The organism is Chromobacterium sp. ASV23 (genome assembly GCF_016428945.1).
GTDB classification, from domain to species: domain Bacteria; phylum Pseudomonadota; class Gammaproteobacteria; order Burkholderiales; family Chromobacteriaceae; genus Chromobacterium; species Chromobacterium sinusclupearum.
On record NZ_JAELTR010000029.1, the window covers coordinates 14,470 to 34,329 of the forward strand.

General features: G+C 63.3%; 18 protein-coding genes. 14 read left to right on the forward strand and 4 right to left on the reverse strand.

The genetic code is table 11. The features are described from left to right. Window positions 1-45: 45 nt before the first annotated feature. Together prfB and JHD59_RS12910 are read right to left on the reverse strand one after the other, a co-directional pair. A protein-coding gene (gene prfB / locus JHD59_RS12905; protein ID WP_103318178.1) for a peptide chain release factor 2 occupies window positions 46-1,153 on the reverse strand; the annotation gives its coding sequence in 2 pieces (ribosomal slippage) (window positions 46-1,068 and window positions 1,070-1,153; 1,107 coding nt in all). Window positions 1,154-1,264: 111 nt separating this feature from the next. Then, window positions 1,265-2,245: a malate dehydrogenase gene (locus tag JHD59_RS12910; RefSeq protein WP_103318177.1), complete on the reverse strand. Its 981-nt coding sequence runs from the start codon at window positions 2,243-2,245 to the stop codon at window positions 1,265-1,267. A 198-nt stretch (window positions 2,246-2,443) separates the two neighbouring features. Between JHD59_RS12910 and JHD59_RS12915 the strand changes: the two genes are divergently transcribed. From JHD59_RS12915 to sucD, 13 genes are all read left to right on the forward strand, one after another. After that, complete coding sequence (locus JHD59_RS12915) at window positions 2,444-3,181, forward strand: GntR family transcriptional regulator (RefSeq protein WP_199154549.1); 738 nt, start codon at window positions 2,444-2,446, stop codon at window positions 3,179-3,181. A gap of 221 nt (window positions 3,182-3,402) precedes the next feature. Further along, window positions 3,403-3,780, forward strand: coding sequence for a succinate dehydrogenase, cytochrome b556 subunit (sdhC, locus tag JHD59_RS12920; protein WP_043624903.1), 378 nt, complete (start codon window positions 3,403-3,405; stop codon window positions 3,778-3,780). Then, window positions 3,774-4,118 carry a succinate dehydrogenase, hydrophobic membrane anchor protein gene (sdhD, locus tag JHD59_RS12925; protein ID WP_103318173.1) on the forward strand — a complete coding sequence of 115 codons (345 nt, stop codon included), beginning with the start codon at window positions 3,774-3,776 and terminating at the stop codon, window positions 4,116-4,118. The genes sdhC and sdhD overlap by 7 nt, the downstream gene beginning before the upstream one ends. Then, window positions 4,118-5,893, forward strand: a complete 1,776-nt coding sequence (gene sdhA, locus JHD59_RS12930) for a succinate dehydrogenase flavoprotein subunit (RefSeq protein WP_199154550.1) — start codon at window positions 4,118-4,120, stop codon at window positions 5,891-5,893. Before sdhD ends, sdhA begins: the two co-directional genes overlap by 1 nt. 13 nt (window positions 5,894-5,906) lie before the next feature. Further along, entirely contained in the window at window positions 5,907-6,617 is a 711-nt protein-coding gene (locus tag JHD59_RS12935; protein ID WP_043624897.1) for a succinate dehydrogenase iron-sulfur subunit, read from the forward strand. Next, window positions 6,614-6,862 (forward strand): succinate dehydrogenase assembly factor 2, encoded by a 249-nt coding sequence (locus JHD59_RS12940; RefSeq protein ID WP_043624895.1) that lies wholly within the window; start codon window positions 6,614-6,616, stop codon window positions 6,860-6,862. Before JHD59_RS12935 ends, JHD59_RS12940 begins: the two co-directional genes overlap by 4 nt. A gap of 52 nt (window positions 6,863-6,914) precedes the next feature. Then, window positions 6,915-8,204 (forward strand): citrate synthase, encoded by a 1,290-nt coding sequence (gene gltA, locus JHD59_RS12945; RefSeq protein ID WP_103318169.1) that lies wholly within the window; start codon window positions 6,915-6,917, stop codon window positions 8,202-8,204. Between the two features lie 145 nt (window positions 8,205-8,349). Then, the gene (locus JHD59_RS12950) at window positions 8,350-11,178 is read left to right on the forward strand and encodes a 2-oxoglutarate dehydrogenase E1 component (RefSeq protein ID WP_199154551.1); all 2,829 of its coding nucleotides are present in this window, start codon (window positions 8,350-8,352) and stop codon (window positions 11,176-11,178) included. Window positions 11,179-11,230: 52 nt separating this feature from the next. Beyond that, window positions 11,231-12,487: a 2-oxoglutarate dehydrogenase complex dihydrolipoyllysine-residue succinyltransferase gene (gene odhB, locus JHD59_RS12955; protein ID WP_103318454.1), complete on the forward strand. Its 1,257-nt coding sequence runs from the start codon at window positions 11,231-11,233 to the stop codon at window positions 12,485-12,487. Window positions 12,488-12,540: 53 nt separating this feature from the next. Beyond that, window positions 12,541-12,726: a hypothetical protein gene (locus tag JHD59_RS12960; RefSeq protein WP_071109688.1), complete on the forward strand. Its 186-nt coding sequence runs from the start codon at window positions 12,541-12,543 to the stop codon at window positions 12,724-12,726. A gap of 16 nt (window positions 12,727-12,742) precedes the next feature. Continuing rightward, on the forward strand, window positions 12,743-14,176 hold the full coding sequence (gene lpdA / locus JHD59_RS12965; protein ID WP_103318165.1) for a dihydrolipoyl dehydrogenase: 1,434 nt from the start codon (window positions 12,743-12,745) through the stop codon (window positions 14,174-14,176). 161 nt (window positions 14,177-14,337) lie between these two features. Then, window positions 14,338-15,510 carry an ADP-forming succinate--CoA ligase subunit beta gene (sucC, locus tag JHD59_RS12970; protein ID WP_199154552.1) on the forward strand — a complete coding sequence of 391 codons (1,173 nt, stop codon included), beginning with the start codon at window positions 14,338-14,340 and terminating at the stop codon, window positions 15,508-15,510. A gap of 27 nt (window positions 15,511-15,537) precedes the next feature. After that, complete coding sequence (gene sucD, locus JHD59_RS12975; protein ID WP_071109690.1) at window positions 15,538-16,422, forward strand: succinate--CoA ligase subunit alpha; 885 nt, start codon at window positions 15,538-15,540, stop codon at window positions 16,420-16,422. Window positions 16,423-16,627: 205 nt separating this feature from the next. Here sucD and JHD59_RS12980 read toward each other — a convergent pair whose 3' ends face one another. Both JHD59_RS12980 and JHD59_RS12985 read right to left on the reverse strand, forming a co-directional pair. Beyond that, complete coding sequence (locus JHD59_RS12980; protein ID WP_158248703.1) at window positions 16,628-17,272, reverse strand: TetR/AcrR family transcriptional regulator; 645 nt, start codon at window positions 17,270-17,272, stop codon at window positions 16,628-16,630. 53 nt (window positions 17,273-17,325) lie between these two features. Further along, window positions 17,326-18,831: an MFS transporter gene (locus tag JHD59_RS12985; protein ID WP_199154553.1), complete on the reverse strand. Its 1,506-nt coding sequence runs from the start codon at window positions 18,829-18,831 to the stop codon at window positions 17,326-17,328. A gap of 88 nt (window positions 18,832-18,919) precedes the next feature. Here JHD59_RS12985 and JHD59_RS12990 point away from each other — a divergent pair, with 88 nt between their 5' ends. Further along, window positions 18,920-19,849: a LysR family transcriptional regulator gene (locus JHD59_RS12990; RefSeq protein ID WP_199154554.1), complete on the forward strand. Its 930-nt coding sequence runs from the start codon at window positions 18,920-18,922 to the stop codon at window positions 19,847-19,849. Window positions 19,850-19,860: the final 11 nt, after the last annotated feature.

Below are 19,860 nucleotides of genomic sequence, written 5' to 3' on the forward strand. Positions count from 1 at the left end.
TTGAAAAACGGCAAAAACCGGCCGCATGCGGCCGGTCTATGGCGATTACACGCCCTGTTTCAGGCTGGCTTCGATGAAGCCGTCCAGGTCGCCATCCATGACGCCCTTGATGTTGCCCACTTCATAACTGGTGCGCAAATCCTTGATGCGGGACTGGTCGAACACGTAGGAGCGGATCTGGTGGCCCCAGCCCACGTCGGTTTTGGTGTCTTCCAGCGCCTGCTTGGCTTCGTTGCGCTTTTTCAGTTCCAGCTCGTACAGCTTGGCGCGCAGCATCTGCCAGGCTTCGTCGCGGTTGCGGTGCTGGGAACGGTCGTTCTGGCACTGCACGACGATGCCGGTGGGGATGTGGGTCAAACGCACGGCCGAGTCGGTTTTGTTGATGTGCTGGCCGCCGGCGCCGGAGGCGCGGTAGGTGTCGGTGCGCACGTCGGCCGGGTTGATGTCGATCTCGAAGCTGTCATCCACTTCCGGGTAGACAAACACGGACGAGAACGAGGTGTGGCGACGGGCGTTGGAGTCGAACGGCGACACGCGCACCAAGCGGTGCACGCCCACTTCGGTGCGCAGCAGGCCAAAGGCGTATTCGCCTTCGATCTTCAGCGTGGCGCTGGTGATGCCGGCCACTTCGCCTTCGGACACTTCCAGCACGTCTACCTTGAAGCCCTTGCGTTCGGCGTAGCGGGTATACATGCGCAGCAGCATGCCGGCCCAGTCCTGGGCTTCGGTGCCGCCGGCGCCGGCCTGGATGTCGATGAAGCAGTTGGCCGGGTCCATCGGGTCGTGGAACATGCGGCGGAATTCCATCTTCGCCACTTTTTCCTCCACGCCTACCAGATCTTCCTGAACGGCGAGGATGGTGTCGTCGTCTTCCTCGCTCTTGCCCATTTCAAACAGTTCGCGGCTGTCCGCGATGGTGGCGTTGATGCTGTCCAGCACCAGCACCACGTCTTCCAGCTGCTTGCGCTCGCGGCCCAGATCCTGCGCCTTTTTCGGGTCGTTCCAGATATCCGGGTCTTCGGTCAGGCGGCTGACTTCTTCCAGACGGTCTTTTTTACCGTCGTAGTCAAAGATACCCCCGAATATCGGCGGCGCGGGCGGCCAGGTCTTCGATTTTGGCCGCAATTTGGTTCAAAACTTCAACTTCGATCATGCTTTCGCTCCAAATGGCAGTCTGTATTAGTAAATTCAAATGTGAATTTCTGGTTTGACCAAAGACAAAAAGCGCACCGAGTGGTGCGCTTCTCTTCAGTCAGGCCGGGAATTAGCCAAACAGGTGAGCGATGGCTGCGCGCTCTTCTTCCAGTTCGGCCAGGGTCAGGTCCATCCGCTCGCGGCTGAACGCGTCGATTTCCAGGCCTTCAACACGTTTGTATTCGCCATTTTCGCATACTACCGGCACGCCGTACATCACGCCTTCCGGAATGCCGTAGGAGCCGTCGGACGGCACGCCCATGGTCACCCACTTGCCATTGCTGCCCAGCACCCAGTCGTGGATGTGGTCGATGGCGGCGTTGGCGGCGGAGGCGGCGGAGGACAGGCCGCGCGCTTCGATGATGGCGGCGCCGCGCTTGCCCACGGTGGGCAGGAATACGTCGCGGTTCCAGGCTTCATCGTTGATCATGGCCTTGACCGATTGGCCATCGATGGTGGCGAAGCGGTAGTCGGCGTACATGGTGGGGGAGTGGTTGCCCCACACGGCCAGCTTTTCAATCGACGACACCGGCTTGCCGGTCTTGGCGGCAATCTGCGACAGGGCGCGATTGTGGTCAAGACGCAACATGGCGGTAAAGTTTTTCGGGTCCAGGTCCGGCGCGGACTTCATGGCGATCCAGGCATTGGTGTTGGCCGGGTTGCCCACTACCAGCACCTTGACGTCGCGGGCGGCGTGGTCGTTCAGCGCCTTGCCCTGCACGGTGAAGATGGCGCCGTTGGCTTCCAGCAGGTCCTTGCGCTCCATGCCCTTGCTGCGCGGGCGGGCGCCCACCAGCAGAGCGACCTTGACGTCCTTGAAGGCCACGTTCGGGTCGTCGGTGGCTACCATGCCGGCCAACAGCGGGAAGGCACAGTCTTCCAGCTCCATCATCACGCCCTTCAGCGCGGTTTGGGCCTGCGGCAGGTCCAGCAGGTGCAGAATGACCGGTTGATCCTTGCCCAGCATCTCACCACTGGCAATGCGGAACAGCAGGCTGTAGCCGATCTGGCCGGCAGCGCCGGTAACGGCAACGCGAACGGGGGCTTTCATTGGCGGACTCTCCTTTGACGTATCCGATAATGAGCTGCAGATGTTGCTCTGCAGTATAGATGTGGCCAGAGTGTATCACGGCTGTTTATCGATTTGGACTAATCAGACAAGAATATGGCGTCAAACAGTCGTTTGAGTCTTGTGTCTTATATAAGACATGCCTTTACGCTTGATTTGTTTGGTGTTAAAACACAGACCATGACAGTCAATGCGCTGAAAAGACAGCCGCTTTATGCCCAGGTCAAGCTGTTGTTGCAGCAGCGGATAGGCGCCGGGGAGTGGCAGACGCACGATGCGCTGCCCAGCGAATGGGAGCTGGCCGACGAGCTGGGGGCCAGCCAGGGCACGGTAAGAAAGGCATTGTCTGAACTGGTGGACGCCGGTTTGCTGTATCGCCAGCAGGGGCGGGGCACCTATGTGGCGCCGGTGCCGGGCGACTGGGGCGATGACGCCAGGCTGGTGACGCCGGGCTTGTTCACGGAACAGCCGGACGAGCTGGCGCGGGAGTTTCTGGGGCTGTCGCGGCTGAATGCCAGCGAAGATATCGCAGAGGCCTTGCAGTTGCGCCGTTTGGCGCCTTTATTGAGGATTCGTCAGCTGTGGCGTCGCCATGGCTCGCCGGTGGCGCTGGACGATGTGCTGCTGCCGGCGGAAGTGTTTGAAGGCATGGACGCGCGCTGGCTGCGCGGCTCGGCCGGCGTGTACGGCACTTTGCAGCAGCGCTTCGGCGTGCGCTTGAAGATTGTCAGCGAGCAGTTTCGCGCGGAAATGCTGCCGCGCGAGGAGGCCAGCCTGCTCGGCGTGACGGGCATGGTGGCCGACGTGCCGGCGCTGTGCCTGCTGCGCTTGTCGGCAGACATGGACGGCCGGCCCCTGGAGTGGCGGCAGCGTTACTGCCTGACGCACCAGCTGGCTTATACAGTGAAGCACGGCTGAGGCGCCGGCGCTTTGATTTGGATTAAACGGCGAGCGGGCAGCGTCCTAAGCCGACATTTGTTAGAATCCCCCGCGCATATTGCAAACGCATGCTTTGCAATATGCCAGGTAAGGGCAGGCATCGGACCAGAGATAAAGGTTTGAGTCTGCCTGGCGGCGCGTCCGGGTGGGCGCGGCGTTTGATAACCCACTTGGTCACAAAAACATCCAAGGAAAGCCTTATGCAGAAGCAAAGACCGAAGCATCTGGACTTGGCCAGGATCAGACTGCCCGTGCCGGGCTTCGTCTCCATCCTGCACCGGGTCAGTGGTGTGGCGTTGTTCTTTTCCCTCCCGCTGTTGATCTATCTGCTGCACGGTTCGCTCAGCTCCGCCGAGTCGTTTGAAACCTACCGCGCCGTAGTCTCCCACCCGCTGATGAAACTGGTATTGCTGGGCCTGATCTGGGCGTACATGCACCACTTCTGCGCCGGCATCCGTTTTCTGTTCCTTGACGTTCACAAGGGTCTCGAGCTGGAGACCGCCCGCGCCACCGCGAAAACCGTGCTGGCCGTCAGCCTGCTGCTGACGCTGGTTCTGGGAGGCATCGCTCTATGGTAAACCGCATTGTTGTCGGCGCCGGCTACGGCCTGCGCGATTGGGTGATGCAGCGCGTCACCGCTGTGATCATGGTGATCTACACCGTGGCGATGGCGCTGTTCCTGCTGTCGCTGCCGTCCGGTTTTGACAGCTGGAAAGAATTGTTCAGCCATACCTGGGTGCAGTTGTTCACCCAGGTTTCGCTGCTGGCGCTGTTCCTGCACGTATGGGTAGGCATCCGCGACGTATGGATGGACTACGTGAAGCCGGTGGGCATCCGCCTGGCGCTGCACGTGTTCACCATCGTCTGGCTGGTTTCCTGTTTCATCTATTCCGTTAAAGTGGTTTGGGGGCTGTAATGGGTATCGCCATTCGTCATTTTGATGCAGTTGTCGTGGGCGCTGGCGGCGCAGGGATGCGCGCCGCGCTGCAACTGTCGGAAGCCGGCCTGAAAACCGCCGTGCTGTCCAAGGTATTCCCGACCCGTTCCCACACCGTGGCCGCCCAGGGCGGCGTGTCCGCCTCGCTCGGCAACTCCGAGCCGGACAACTGGCACTGGCACATGTACGACACCGTGAAGGGTTCGGACTGGCTGGGCGACCAGGATGCCATCGAATTCATGTGCCGCGAGGCGCCGAAGGTGGTGGTGGAGCTGGAACACTTCGGCATGCCGTTTGACCGCAACCCGGACGGCACCATTTACCAGCGCCCGTTCGGCGGCCATATGTCGGAATTCGGCGAAGGCAAGCCGGTGCGCCGCGCCTGCGCCGCCGCCGACCGTACCGGCCACGCCATGCTGCACGCGCTGTATCAGCGCAATGTGCGCGCCAACACCCACTTCTTCGTGGAATGGATGGCGCTGGACCTGATCCGCGACGCCGAAGGCCGCGTGCAGGGCGTAGTGGCGATGGAAATGGAAACCTCCGAGATCGTGGTGTTCCAGGCCAAGGCCACCTTGTTCGCCACCGGCGGCGCCGGCCGCATCTTCGCGTCGTCCACCAATGCCTTCATCAATACCGGCGACGGCCTGGGCATGGCCGCCCGCGCCGGCATCCCGCTGGAAGACATGGAGTTCTGGCAGTTCCACCCGACCGGCGTGGCTGGCGCGGGCGTGCTGATCACCGAAGGCGTGCGCGGCGAAGGCGGTATTCTGCGCAACAGCTCCGGCGAGCGCTTCATGGAGCGTTACGCCCCGAACGCCAAGGACTTGGCTTCCCGCGACGTGGTGTCGCGCGCCATGGTGTCCGAGATCAACGAAGGCCGCGGCTGCGGTCCGAACAAGGATCACGTGCTGCTGGACATCACCCACCTCGACCCCGAGGTGATCATGTCCAAGCTGCCGGGCATCCGCGAAATCTCCATCAAGTTCGCCGGCGTGGACCCGATCAAGGCCCCGATCCCGGTGGTGCCGACCTGCCACTACCAGATGGGCGGCATCCCCACCAACTACCACGGCGAAGTGGTGGTGCACGGCGAGCCGGTGCACGGTTTCTACGCCGCCGGCGAAGTGGCCTGCGCCTCGGTGCACGGCGCCAACCGCCTGGGCACCAACTCGCTGCTGGACTTGCTGGTTTTCGGCAAGAGCTCGGCCAACTCGATGATCGACTTCATCAAGAAGCAGCCGGAAGACCTGCCGGAACTGGCGATGGCCGATGTGGAGCGCTCCGTCGCCCGCGTGGCGCGTCTGGACGGTCAAACCAACGGCGTGCAGGTGCATGAGGCGCGTGCCGAGATGCAGCGCGTGATGCAGGCGCACTGCGGCGTGTTCCGCTTCAAGGACATGCTGGCCGAAGGCGTGGACAAGATTCTGGAAGTGGAAAAGATGGTGGCGAAGACCGAGATCGGCGACAAGTCGAAGGTATTCAACACCGCCCGCATCGAGGCGCTGGAGCTGGAAAACCTGATCGAAGTGGCCAAGTCCACCATGATCAGCGCCAATGCCCGCACCGAGAGCCGCGGCGCCCACGTGCGCGACGACGCGCCGGACACCCCGGACACCCCGAACGGCCGCGACGACAAGAACTGGCTCAAGCACACCCTGTGGTTCCGCGACGGCAACCGTCTGGAATACAAGCCGGTGAACCTGCAGCCGCTGACTGTCGAAACGATCAAGTTGAAGGCCCGCTCCTACTAAGGGTTGAACAGAGATGACTACCGAAACCGTCAAATTCAGCATCTACCGCTACGACCCGGACAAGGATGCCAAGCCGTACATGCAGGAGATCAGCATCGACATGGACGCCACCGAGCACAAGCTCCTGGACGCCCTGGTCAAGCTGAAAACCAAGGACGACACGCTGTCCTTCCGCCGCTCCTGTCGCGAAGGCGTCTGCGGCTCCGACGCCATGAACATCAACGGCAAGAACGGTCTGGCCTGCCTGACCGACTTCCGCACGCTGAAGCAGCCGATCGAGCTGCGTCCGCTGCCGGGCCTGCCGGTGGTGCGCGACCTGATCGTGGACATGGCGCAGTTCTTCAAGCAGTACCACTCGATCAAGCCGTACGTGATCAACGACACGCCGCCGCCGGAACGCGAGCGCCGCCAGTCGCCGGAAGACCGCAAGGAGCTGGACGGCCTGTACGAGTGCATCCTGTGCGCGTGCTGCTCCACGTCCTGCCCGTCGTTCTGGTGGAACCCGGACAAGTTCGTCGGCCCGGCCGGCCTCTTGGCCGCCTACCGCTTCATCGCGGACACCCGCGACGAAGCCACCAACGAGCGTCTGGACAATCTGGAAGACCCGTACCGTCTGTTCCGCTGCCATACCATCATGAACTGCGTCGATGTCTGCCCCAAGGGTCTGAACCCGACCAAGGCCATCGGCAAGATCAAGGACCTGATGGTTAGGCGCGCGGTATGACCGGATACGATCCGATCGAACTGAAACGGATCCGCTGGCGTTCGCGCCGGGGCCTGCTCGAACTCGACTTGGTGTTGGAGAAATTCTTCGCCGGCCCGTTCGAGCGGCTGTCCCCGGCCGAAATCGACGCCTACCGGAGCCTGCTTGATCTGCCTGACACTGACTTCCTGGATGTCGTAAACGGCAAGGCCGATCTCGACGATCCGGAACAAATGGCCATTGTCGCGATCCTGCGATCGCTGTGACGGCCGCCACGACCACACTAACAACAACGAAATAACGACTGGGAGTATTGCTGTGGAAACGAATCGCAAAGTAACGCTCAGCTACAACGAGGGTAAGGAAACGCTGGACCTGCCGGTCCTCGAGGGCACCCTGGGTCCGGACGTTGTCGACATCCGCGCCTTTGGCAAGACCGGCATGTTCACGTTTGACCCCGGCTTCCTGGCTACCGCCAGCTGCGAATCCAAGATCACCTTCATCGACGGCGATCTGGGCCAGCTGTACTACCGTGGCTACCCGATCGAACAACTGGCGGAGAAGAGTGACTATCTCGAAGTCTGCTATCTGCTGCTGAACGGCGAACTGCCGACCACCGCCCAGCGCAAGGAATTCGAACGCGGCGTGATGCGTCACAACATGCTGCACGACCAGCTGATGAGCCTGTTCAAGGGTTTCCGCCGCGACGCGCACCCGATGGCCGTGATGGTGGGCGTGGTGGGCGCGCTGTCCGCCTTCTACCATGACTCGCTGGACATCTCCAATCCGGAACACCGCCGCATCTCGGCTCACCGCCTGATCGCCAAGCTGCCGACCATCGCCGCCCAGGCTTACCGCTACAACAAGGGCCTGCCGTTCTCGTATCCGAAGAATGGCCTGACCTACGCGGAAAACTTCCTGCACATGATGTTCTCCACCCCGTGCGAAGAGTACAAGGTGAACCCGGTGCTGGCCCGCGCGCTGGACCGCATCTTCACCCTGCACGCCGACCACGAGCAGAACGCCTCCACCTCCACCGTGCGTCTGGCCGGCTCCTCCGGCGCCAACCCGTTCGCATGTATCGCCGCCGGCATCGCCTGCCTGTGGGGCCCGTCCCACGGCGGCGCCAACGAAGCCGTGCTGAAGATGCTGGACGAGATCGGTTCCGTGGATAACGTGGCCGACTTCATGCAGGGCGTGAAGGACAAGCGCTACAAGCTGATGGGCTTCGGCCACCGCGTGTACAAGAACATGGACCCGCGCGCCGCCATCATGAAGCACACCTGCGACGAAGTGCTGAAGGAACTGGGGCTGCAGGACAGCCCGAAGTTCAAACTGGCGATGGAGCTGGAAAAGATCGCGCTGTCCGACCCGTACTTCATCGAGCGCAAGCTGTACCCGAACGTGGACTTCTACTCCGGTATCGTGCTGTCCGCCATCGGCATCCCGGTTTCCATGTTCACCCCGATCTTCGCGCTGGCCCGCACCGTGGGCTGGATCGCGCACTGGAACGAAATGATCGGCGATCCGGGCATGAAGATCGGCCGTCCGCGCCAGCTGTACACCGGCGCCGAGCGTCGCGATTTCGTGGACATCGCCAAGCGCTGATTTGAAGAAGCAGGGTTGGTTGAAGCGGGGGCTTCGACCAGCCCTTTTTTGAGCCGCTGAAGGCTCTCAGAGCGCTGCGGCAAGACCGTCTTGCCATAGCGCTTTGCGCAAATGCTGCAACATCCAGACAAAGGGTAGCCAGACCATGATGCAATCCATGTACAGCCATTCCTACCTGTTCGGCGGGAATGCCCCGTTCATCGAGGAGCTGTACGAACAGTACCTCGCTGACGCCACGTCCGTGCCGCACGAGTGGCGCGATTACTTCGACAAGCTGGCGCAAGCGCCGGGCGCCGCCGAGCGCGACGTGCCGCACCTGCCGATCCAGGAGTCGTTCATCCAGCTGGCCAAGAAGCCCTTGACCGGCCAGCGCACCGCCGCCGCCACCGACTGGGAGGCGATGCAGAAGCAAGTGGGCGTGCTGAAGCTGATCTCGGCCTACCGCGTGCTGGGTTCGCGCCAGGCCAATCTGGACCCGCTGAAGCGGATGGACCAGGCCATCGTGCGCGAACTGGACCCGGCCACCCACGGCCTGACCGACGCCGACATGGCGGTGCAGTTCAACGCCGGTTCGCTGGTGGGCGCGCAGAAGCTGCCGCTGTCCGACATCCTGTCCCGCCTGAAGCAGACGTACTGCGGCAATATCGGCGTGGAGTACATGCACATCACCCAGTCCGACGAGAAGCACTGGGTGCAAAAGCGCTTCGAGGGCGATCTGTCCACCCCGCGCTACGACGCGGCCAAGAAGCAGCGCATCCTGAAGCAGATCACCGCGGCCGAGACGCTGGAGCGTTATCTGCATACCAAGTATGTCGGCCAGAAGCGCTTCTCTCTGGAAGGCGGCGAATCCACCATCGCCGCGCTGGACCACCTGATCCAGAACGCCACCGAGCAGGGCGTGCAGGAACTGATCATCGGCATGGCCCACCGCGGCCGCCTGAACGTGCTGGTCAACACCCTGGGCAAGCAGCCGCGCGACCTGTTCGCCGAATTCGAAGGCAAGGCCGCCCAGCAGATGGCTTCCGGCGACGTGAAGTACCACATGGGCTTCTCGTCCGATATCCCGACCGCCAACGGCCCGATGCACGTGTCGCTGGCGTTCAACCCCTCGCACCTGGAAATCGTCAACCCGGTGGTGGAAGGCTCGGTGCGCGCGCGCCAGCAGCGCCGCAAGGACAATGAGCGCAAGACCGTCGTGCCGGTGCTGATTCACGGCGACTCCGCCTTCGGCGGCCTGGGCGTCAACCAGGGCACCTTCAACCTGTCGCAGACCCGCGGCTACGGCACCGGCGGCACCATCCACATCGTCATCAACAACCAGGTGGGCTTCACCACTTCGGATACCCGCGACATCCGCTCCACGATGTACTGCACCGACGTGGCCAAGATGATCGAGGCGCCTATCCTGCACGTGAACGGCGATGATCCGGAAGCCGTGTGCTACGTGATGCAGGCCGCGCTGGACTACCGCATGACCTTCAAGAAGGACGTGGTCATCGATCTGGTGTGCTACCGCAAGCTCGGCCACAACGAGGGCGACGACCCGTTCCTGACCCAGCCGATGATGTACAAGAAGATCGCCAAGCATCAAGGCGTGCGCGCCATGTATGCCGAGCGTCTGGTGCAGGAAGGCGTGCTGAAGGCCGAGGAAGCCGACGCGCTGATCCAGGCCTACCGCGACGCGCTGGACAAGGGCGAACACGTGGAGCAGACCACGCTGTCCAATTACAAGCGCGAGCACGCGCTGGATTTCAGCCAGTACCTGGGCACCCACTGGGCGCATCCGACCGACACCTCCTTGCCGCTGGCCGACATCCAGCGCCTGACCGACAAGTTCACCACGCTGCCGGACGGCTTCAAGCTGCACCCGACGGTGCAGAAGGTGCTGGCCGCCCGCAAGGCGATGGCCGCAGGCGAGCAGAACGTGGACTGGGGCATGGCCGAGACGCTGGCCTACGCCTCTCTGGTGACCAACGGCTTCGGCGTGCGCATCTCCGGCGAAGACTCCGGCCGCGGCACCTTCAGCCACCGTCACGCCGTGCTGCACGACCAGAACCGCGAACGCTGGGACCAGGGCGCCTATGTGCCGCTGCGCAATATGTCCGACAACCAGGGCGACTTCCTGGTGATCGACTCCATCCTGAACGAAGAAGCGGTGCTGGCCTACGAGTACGGCTACGCCTGCTCCGCGCCGGATCAGCTGGTGATCTGGGAAGCGCAGTTCGGCGACTTCGCCAACGGCGCCCAGGTAGCCATCGACCAGTTCATCTCCTCCGGCGAGACCAAGTGGGGCCGTCTGTGCGGCCTGACCACCATCCTGCCGCACGGCTACGACGGCCAGGGCCCGGAACACTCGTCCGCCCGCGTCGAGCGTTGGCTGCAGCTGTGCGCCGAGCACAATATGCAGGTGGTGATGCCGTCCGAAGCCGCGCAGATGTTCCACATGCTGCGCCGCCAGGTGCTGCGTCCGTACCGCAAGCCGCTGGTGATCTTCCTGTCCAAGCGCCTGCTGCGCTTCAAGGACTCCATGAGCCCGATCGAAGACCTGACCAACGGCAGCTTCCGCCCGGTGATCGGCGATGCCGTGGCCAAGGATCCGAAGAAGGTCAAGCGCGTGGTGCTGTGCGCCGGCCAGGTGTACTACGACCTCGCCGCCGGCCGCAAGGAACGCGGGCTGGAAGACGAAGTGGCCATCGTGCGCATCGAGCAGCTGTATCCGTTCCCGACCGAGCAGGTGGCCGCCGAACTGGCGCGCTTCACCCAGGCCAAGGAAGTGATGTGGGTGCAGGAAGAGCCGCGCAACCAGGGCGCCTGGTACCAGATCCGCCATCGCCTGGAAGGCCTGCTGAACGCCAAGCAGCAGCTGTCGTTCGCCGGCCGTCCGTCGTCCGCCTCGCCGGCCGTAGGTTATATGAGCAAGCACGTCGCCCAGTTGAAGGCCTTCGTCGAAGAAGCGATGACGGTTTCCCGCTGAGCCAATGAGAGAAAAGGGGCGGCATCGCGGCCGCTCCTCCATGGAGAAGAACATGCTGATTGAAGTCCAAGTTCCGCAACTGCCGGAATCCGTATCCGAAGCCACGCTGATGAGCTGGCACAAGAAGGTCGGCGAATTCGTCAACCGCGACGAAAACCTGATCGACCTGGAAACCGACAAGGTGGTGCTGGAACTGCCGGCGCCGCAAGCCGGCGTGCTGGTGGAAATCGTCCAGCAGGATGGCGCGACCGTGACCTCTGGCCAGCTGATCGCCAAGATCGACACCGCCGCCAAGGCAGGCGCAGCCGCTCCGGCCGCAGCCGCCGCCCCGGCGCCCGCCGCTGCGCCGGCTCCGGTTCAAGCCGCCGCCCCGGTTGCCGGCGCCGCCGCGATGCCGTCCGCCGCCAAACTGGCCGCCGAAACCGGCGTCGATCTGTCCAAAGTGGCCGGCTCCGGCCGCGATGGCCGCGTGCTGAAGGAAGACGTGCAAGCCGCCGCCAAGTCGGCCGCGCCGTCGCAGGCCGGTCCGGTGATCGCCCCGGCCGCCAACGCCGGCGTCGCCCTGGCTTCCACGCCGTCCGCCGTCAACGTCGCCGGCATCCTGTCCGGCCGTCCGGAGCAGCGCGTGCCGATGTCGCGTCTGCGCCAGCGCGTGGCCGAACGTCTGGTCATGAGCCAACAGACCAACGCCATCCTCACCACCTTCAATGAAGTGAACATGAAGCCGGTGATGGACCTGCGCAACAAGTACAAAGAGAAGTTCGAGAAAGAGCACGGCATCAAGCTGGGCTTCATGGGCTTCTTCGTCAAGGCCGTGGTTGCCGCGCTGAAGAAATACCCCATCGTCAACGCTTCGGTGGATGGCAACGACATCGTTTACCACGGCTACTTCGACGTGGGCGTGGCCGTGGGCAGCCCGCGCGGCCTGGTGGTGCCGGTGATCCGCAACGCCGACCAGCTGTCCCTGGCCGAGATCGAGAAGCAGATCGCCGACTTCGGCAAGCGCGCCCAGGAAGGCAAGCTGACCGTGGAAGAGCTGACCGGCGGCACTTACACCATCTCCAACGGCGGCACTTTCGGCTCGATGATGTCCACCCCCATCATCAACCCGCCGCAATCGGCGATCCTGGGCATGCATGCCACCAAGGAGCGCGCCGTGGTTGAGAACGGTCAAGTGGTGGTGCGCCCGATGATGTATCTTGCCCAATCCTACGACCACCGCATCATCGACGGTCGCGAAGCGGTGCTGAGCCTGGTGGCCATCAAGGACGCCATCGAGGATCCGGCGCGTCTGCTGCTCGACCTGTGATGAACCGGGCCGGCGTAAGCCGGCCTGTCTGATATTTCACGAACGGAGCAAACATGAATCTGCCGGATTGGCTTTACGCACTCGCCTCGGTACTGGCTGGCGTGGCGCTGCTTTTCCTGACCTGGAAAAAGCGCCAGCAAGGCGTGCGGGAGAGCTATTACAACCTGTTCGGCAAGATCGTCATCGCGCTGTTCATGATTGCTTTCGGGGCCTTGCTGTTCAAAGTCGGCAAGGCCTGACCCCAAGGGAAATCCCATGAGCCAACAGTTTGATGTGGTAGTGATCGGCGGCGGTCCCGGCGGTTATGTCGCGGCCATCCGCGCGGCCCAGCTGGGCTTCAACACCGCTTGCGTGGACCTGTTCAAGAACCCGGAAGGCAAGCCTTCCCTCGGCGGCACCTGCCTGAACGTCGGTTGCATTCCGTCCAAGGCGCTGCTGCAGTCGTCGGAAAACTTCCACGCCGTGCAGCATGATTTCGCCAAACACGGCATCAGCGTGTCCGGCGCCAAGATGGACGTGGGCCAGATGCTGGCCCGCAAGACCGAGATCATCACCAAGAACGCCGCCGGCATCAGCTTCCTGTTCAAGAAGAACAAGGTTGCCAACATCCATGGCCTGGCCAGCTTCAAGGGCCGCCAGGGCGACAAGTGGCTGATCGAAGTCACCGACAATGGCGCGGTGGTGGATACCCTGGAAGCCGTCCACGTGATCGTGGCCACAGGCTCCAGCCCGCGCGCGCTGCCGGGCCTGGCCACCGACAACCAGCTGGTGCTGGACAACGAAGGCGCGCTGGCGCTGACGGCGGTGCCGAAGCGCCTGGGCGTGATCGGCGCCGGCGTGATCGGCCTGGAAATGGGTAGCGTCTGGAAGCGCCTGGGCGCCGAAGTGACCATTCTGGAAGCGATGCCGACCTTCCTGGCGGCCGCCGACCAACAGATCGCCAAGGAAGCGTTCAAGACGCTGACTAAAGATACGGGTCTCGACATCAAGCTGGGCGTGAAGATCGGCGAGATCAAGACCGGCAAGAAGAGCGTCACTGTCAATTACGAGCTGAACGGCGAAGCGGTGAAGGCCGAGTTCGACAAGCTGATCGTGTCCATCGGCCGCGTGCCGAACACCCAGGGCCTGGGCGCCGAGGTGGTGGGCCTGCAGCTGGACGAGCGCGGCTTCGTCGCCGTGGACGAGCACTGCCATAGCAATCTGCCCAATGTGTGGGCGATCGGCGACGTGGTGCGTGGCCCGATGCTGGCGCACAAGGCGTCGGAAGAGGGCGTGGCCGTGGCCGAGCGCATCGCCGGCCAGAAGCCGCATGTCGATTTCGGCGTGATTCCGTGGGTGATCTACACCTCGCCGGAAATCGCCTGGGTCGGCAAGACCGAGGAGCAGCTGAAAGCCGAGGGCATCGAGTACAAGAAGGGCACTTCCGGCTTCGGCGCCAACGGACGCGCGCTGGGCCTGGGCCAGGCGCAGGGCATGGTCAAGATCCTGGCGGACGCCAAGACCGACCGCATCCTGGGTCTGCACATGATAGGCCCGATGGTGTCCGAGCTGGTGAGCGAGGGCGTGGTGTCGATGGAGTTCAAGGCCGCCAGCGAAGACCTGGCGCGCATTGTCCACGCCCACCCGTCCTTGTCCGAAGTGGTGCACGAAGCCGCGCTCGCCGCCGACAAGCGCGCGTTGCACGGTTGATGGGAGCGCGGGTCGTGTACAATGCGCACGACCCAACCGGGAACGGGCCGAGATGCCAGCCGGGGGGCTGGCGCGGCCTGCGCCAACAAGGTTTGGCAAGCGATCAAGGAATAGAGGCAGAGGCGCATGCCCGCCATCATTTCCCCGAAAGGAAACCATAGATGAACCTGCATGAATACCAAGCGAAAGAGCTGCTGAGCCGTTACGGCCTGCCGGTGCAACAAGGCATTCTGGCCACGTCGCCGGAAGAAGCGGCTGCCGCTTACGACAAGCTGGGCGGCAAATTCGCCGTCGTGAAGGCCCAGGTGCACGCCGGCGGCCGCGGCAAGGCGGGCGGTGTGAAAGTGGTGAAGAGCCGCGAAGAAGCCGCTGAAGTCGCCAAGACCCTGATCGGCACCAATCTGGTGACCTATCAAACCGACGCCGCCGGCCAGCCGGTGAACTCGGTTCTGGTCTGCGAAGACATGTACCCGGTGCAGCGCGAACTGTACCTGGGCGCCGTGGTGGACCGCGGCAGCCAGCGCGTCGTGTTCATGGTTTCCACCGAAGGCGGCGTGGAAATCGAAAAAGTGGCCGAAGAGACCCCGGAAAAGATCATCAAGATCGAGATCGATCCGCTGGTCGGCATGCAGCCGTTCCAGGCGCGCGACGCCGCTTTCGCGCTGCAGCTGAAGGGCGAGCAAGTCGCTTCCTTCACCAAGCTGATGCTGGGCGCTTACAAGGCCTTCGTCGAGAACGACTTCGCCCTGTTCGAAGTCAACCCGCTGGCGCTGCGCGAAAACGGCCAACTGGCCTGCGTGGACGGCAAGATCAATCTGGACTCCAACGCCCTGTACCGCCACCCGGACCTGCTGGCCATGCGCGACAAGAGCCAGGAGAACGAGCGCGAAGTGAAGGCTTCCGAGTTCGACCTGAACTACGTGGCCCTGGAAGGCAATATCGGCTGCATGGTGAACGGCGCCGGCCTGGCGATGGCTACCATGGACATCATCAAGCTGAAGGGCGGCCAGCCGGCCAACTTCCTGGACGTGGGCGGCGGAGCCACCAAGGAGCGCGTGATCGAAGCGTTCAAGCTGATCCTGGCCGACACCTCGGTGCAAGGCGTGCTGATCAACATCTTCGGCGGCATCGTCCGCTGCGACATGATCGCCGAGGCCATCATCGCCGCCGTGAAGGAAGTGAACGTGACGGTGCCGGTGGTGGTGCGTCTGGAAGGCAACAACGCCGAACTGGGCGCCAAGATCCTGGACGAATCCGGTCTGAAACTGACTTCCGCCCAGGGTCTGAACGACGCTGCCGAGAAGATCGTCGCCGCCGTCAAGGCCGCTGCCTGAGACCCGCACTGAGCTGAGGAATACAAAATGAGCGTATTGGTAAACAAAGACACCAAAGTGCTGGTGCAAGGCTTCACTGGCAAGAACGGTACTTTCCACGCCGAACAGGCGCTGAAGGTCGGCACCAAGGTTGTGGGCGGCGTCACCCCGGGCAAGGGCGGTTCCGAGCACCTGGGCCTGCCGGTGTTCAACACCATGAAGGACGCCGTGCGTCAAACCCAGGCTGACGCCTCGGTGATCTACGTGCCCGCAGCCTTCGCCAAGGATTCCATCCTGGAAGCCATCGACAGCGGCGTGAAGCTGATCGTCTGCATCACCGAAGGCGTGCCGACCCTGGACATGCTGTACGTGAAGAAGGCCGTGGACGAAGCCGGCATCCGCCTGATCGGCCCGAACTGCCCCGGCATCATCACCCCGGGCGAGTGCAAGATCGGCATCATGCCGTGGCACATCCACAACCCGGGCCGCATCGGCATCGTGTCCCGCTCCGGCACCCTGACCTACGAAGCCGTGGCGCAAACCACCGCGCTGGGCCTGGGCCAGTCCACCTGCATCGGCATCGGTGGCGACCCGATCCCGGGCACCAGCCACATTGACGCGCTGAAGCTGTTCCAGGATGATCCGGATACCGACGCCATCGTGATGATCGGCGAAATCGGCGGTTCCGCCGAGGAGGAAGCGGCCGAGTTCGCCAAGTCCTACGTGACCAAGCCGGTGGTCGGCTACATCGCCGGCGTCACCGCGCCGAAGGGCAAGCGCATGGGCCACGCCGGCGCCATCATCTCCGGCGGCAAGGGCACGGCGGAAGAGAAGTTCAAGGCTTTCGAGCGCGCAGGCATCGCCTACACCCGCAGCCCGGCCGAAATCGGCAAGACCATGTTCGAACTCTTGAAGAGCAAGGGCATGATCTAAGCCCGGTTTGCCGGTCTGAACGAAAACACCCCGCGAGCGATCGCGGGGTGTTTTTATTTGAACGGCGGATTTTGGCCACGAAATCCACGAAAAGCTTACACCGAAACTCAATACGTCGCGCCGTGCCGATGCTTGGCCAAATAGTTTGTTGGGCGCAGCAGATGTTCGTGATTTTCGTGGGTTTCGTGGCGGGTATCAGGCCTAGTTAGGCATAACGCGAGAACACGCGCTCGAACGGCGACTGGAAGCGCGGACTGACGTAGGGCGCCAAGAGGAACATCAGGCTGCGGCAGCCGGACTGGATCAGCTTGTCCAGCTCCGCCGCGCTGGCGTTCTGCTTGATGGTGTTGACCCAGCCGGTTTGCACCATTTGGAAATGCTGCACCAGATGCACCAGCTGCTGGTCATCCACCAGCAGCATGCCTTGTTCGCGCAGGCTGGCGAACAGCTGGCCCAGCTTGCTGTTCAGCTGGCCGCGGGACAGCTGCTGATGTTCCTCTTCCAATTGCGGGTTGACGCAGAACAGGCTGGGCAGGCTCTTGGGCAGGAAGCGGAAGCTCCAGATATGGCGCAGCGTCTTTTCCATCGCCATCACCATCGCCTCGATCGAGTTGTTGTGGTTCAGCGCGGCGGACAATTGCTCCGCCATCCCCTTCACATAGCGATGGTACAGCTCGTTGATGATCTCTTCCTTGTTGCGGAAGTGATAGTAGAGCTTGCCGGTGCTGATGTTCATCCGCTCGGCGATGTGGTTGGTGGTGATGACGCGTTCGCCTTCCTGATTGAACAGCTGCAGGCTGGCCTCGACGATCTTGTTGAAGGTCTCCGATTGCGTGCCGCTCTTGCGCATGACAATTTCTTCCTGATGAAACATGGGTACGAGCGAGAGCCGGCTGCCGCAGATCAATCCGCTGCGCGCAGGGCGAGCAGACAGCCCGCCAGCGCCAGCGCGATCCATACCTCCAGACGGAAAAAGTCCAGACAGGAAATCAGCGTGGCCTGCCGGGCCAGTTCGCCGGCCAGCACTCCAAGTCGCTGAGTATCGCTCAAATTGGGCAATTGTTCCCGTAAAAGATGCAAAGCGTCGTTAAATTGCCACGCATCCCAGGAAAATCGCTCGGCCAGACGGTTGTAATGCAGCGCGTTGCGTTCCTGCATGAAAACGCTGGCCAGGGCCACGCCGGCGGAGATCGAAACCTGGCGCACGATGTTCTTGGTTTGATAGGCGTGGGCAAAGGCGGCGGGGGCGATGGTGCGGAAGGTGCTCTGCGCCACCGACATGATGAACAGGGACATGAAGCCGCCGTTCAGCAGCAGGATCAGCGTCAAGCGGCCGACGCCGGCCTCGCCGTTGAGGCCGCTCATCAGCCAGCCGTAGGCCGCCAGCAGCGCGCAACTGGCCAGCAGCGTCTGGCGCAGGCCGGGCGCGCGTCCGCGCAGCAACAGGCCGGCGTACAGCAGCGCGAACAACATGCCCGCCAGATAGCTGATCGACAGCAGCAGGCCGCTGGTGGGCAGGTCGAAACCCAAGGCCTGCACCGTCAACATCGGCAGGATATAGCTATTGGCCGAAACCAGCAGGTAGCAGCAGCTGTAACCGAACAGGCCCATGCGGTAGCCGGGCCGCCGCAACAGACGCCAGCGGCGGCGGTCCGAGGCGCGGCGGCGGTGCAGGGAGCGGAACAAGGCATAGCTGACGATGCCGGCTGCGCCGGCGGCAGCCAGCCATTGCGGATGGCCGAACAGTTGGTAAGGCATTTGCTGAATCAGCCATTGCAGCAAAAACACTGCCGCCAGCAGCCAGACAAACGATTGCGCCGGGTAATGCCCGGGGCGGGGCGCGGGCGGGCGCAAGGGCAGCAGGCGGGCGGCCCATAGCGCCGGCGGCAGAAACGGCAAAACGCCCCAGCACAGCGCGCGCCAGCCATGGGCCTGCAGCAGCCAGCCGCCCAAGAGCGGCCCCAGCGCGCTGCCCAGGAGCAGCGCCTGGCCGAAGGCCACCAGCCCCAGGCCGCGCTTGGCCAGCGGCAGTTGCGCCACTTCCAAGCGCGCCGCGGTGAAGAAGGCGGCGCCGCCCAGGCCCTGTATCGCGCGGCCGGCGATGAAACCGTCAGGCGACTCTGCCGCGCCGGCGATCAGCGCGCCCAGCGCGAACAGAACGATGGACGCCTGCAGATGGCGGCGCGAGCCGAAGCGCTCCACGCACCACTGATGGTTGAACAAGGCAACCACCGCGCACAGCGCATACGCCATCGCCGCCCGGCTGAATTCCTCCGGGCCGGCGCCGATGCCGCCCATGACCTGCGAGGAGGCGAAGTTGAGCAGGCCGTTTTGCAGGAATTCCAGCCAGGCGATCAAGGCGATCGCCAGCAGGCGGGCACGGCTGGTCGAGTGCGGGGAGGATTGCATGCCGAGGCATCCGATAGTGGGGGATGCCGCCAGTGTAGAAAGCGCTTATGATTTAATAAAATCGATCGTTTTCATTGGATGTATTACTGTGAATGATATTGACGCCCTGCGCTTGCGCCGCCTCGATCTGAACAGTCTGGTGGTGCTGCACACGCTGCTGAGCACGCGCAGCGTCAGCCAGAGCGCGGAGCGGCTGTGCCTGGGCCAGCCGGCGGTCAGCCATATCCTGAAGCGGCTGCGCGAACAGTGCGGCGACCCGCTGTTGTGCCGCGATGGCCGACGCATGGTGGCCACTCCCTATGCCGAGGCCTTGCTGCCGCTGTTGGAGGCATGGCTGGCGCAGGCGCAGCAGCTGATCGCGCCGCACGCTTTCGATCCAGCCCAACTGGACGGGGCGTACCGGCTGGCGATGCCGGACTTGCTGGAGGCGGCGTTGTTGCCGCGGCTGATCGCCTCCCTGCAAGAACAGGCGCCCGGCTTATGCCTGCAGGTGCTGGCGATGCCGGCGTCCGAGGTGCCGGCCGCGCTGGACGAACGGCGCATCGACGGCGCCATCGGCCACTTTCCGCAACTGCCTGAGCGCTTGAGCCGGCGGCGTTTGTTCCGCAGCCGCTTCGTCTGCGTGCACCACGCCGGCCGCCTGGCATTGCCCTCCTTGCTGGACGCGGCCCAGCTGGCGCGGCCGCCGCATTTGTACACCTCGTACATCGGCAACGACGCCAGCCTGGTGGACGACTATCTGCGCGCGCATGGCCAGGCGCGGCGGGTGATCGCCTCCACCGCCAGCCTGCTGGCGATTCCCTTGCTGCTGGAGCGGCTGCCGGCGGTGGCGGTGCTGCCGGATTTGATCGCGCAAGTGTTGCGGGGAGGAGACGCCGGCCTGCGCTGGCGGCGCATAGACGACGCCGATCTGGCGATAGAAGTGGAGCATGTCTGGCATCCGCGCCGCGACGCCGATCCCCTGCTGAAATTCATCGACAGCCTGCTGTGGCAACAGAGCGCAGAATGGCGCGATTAAGCTTTATTGCC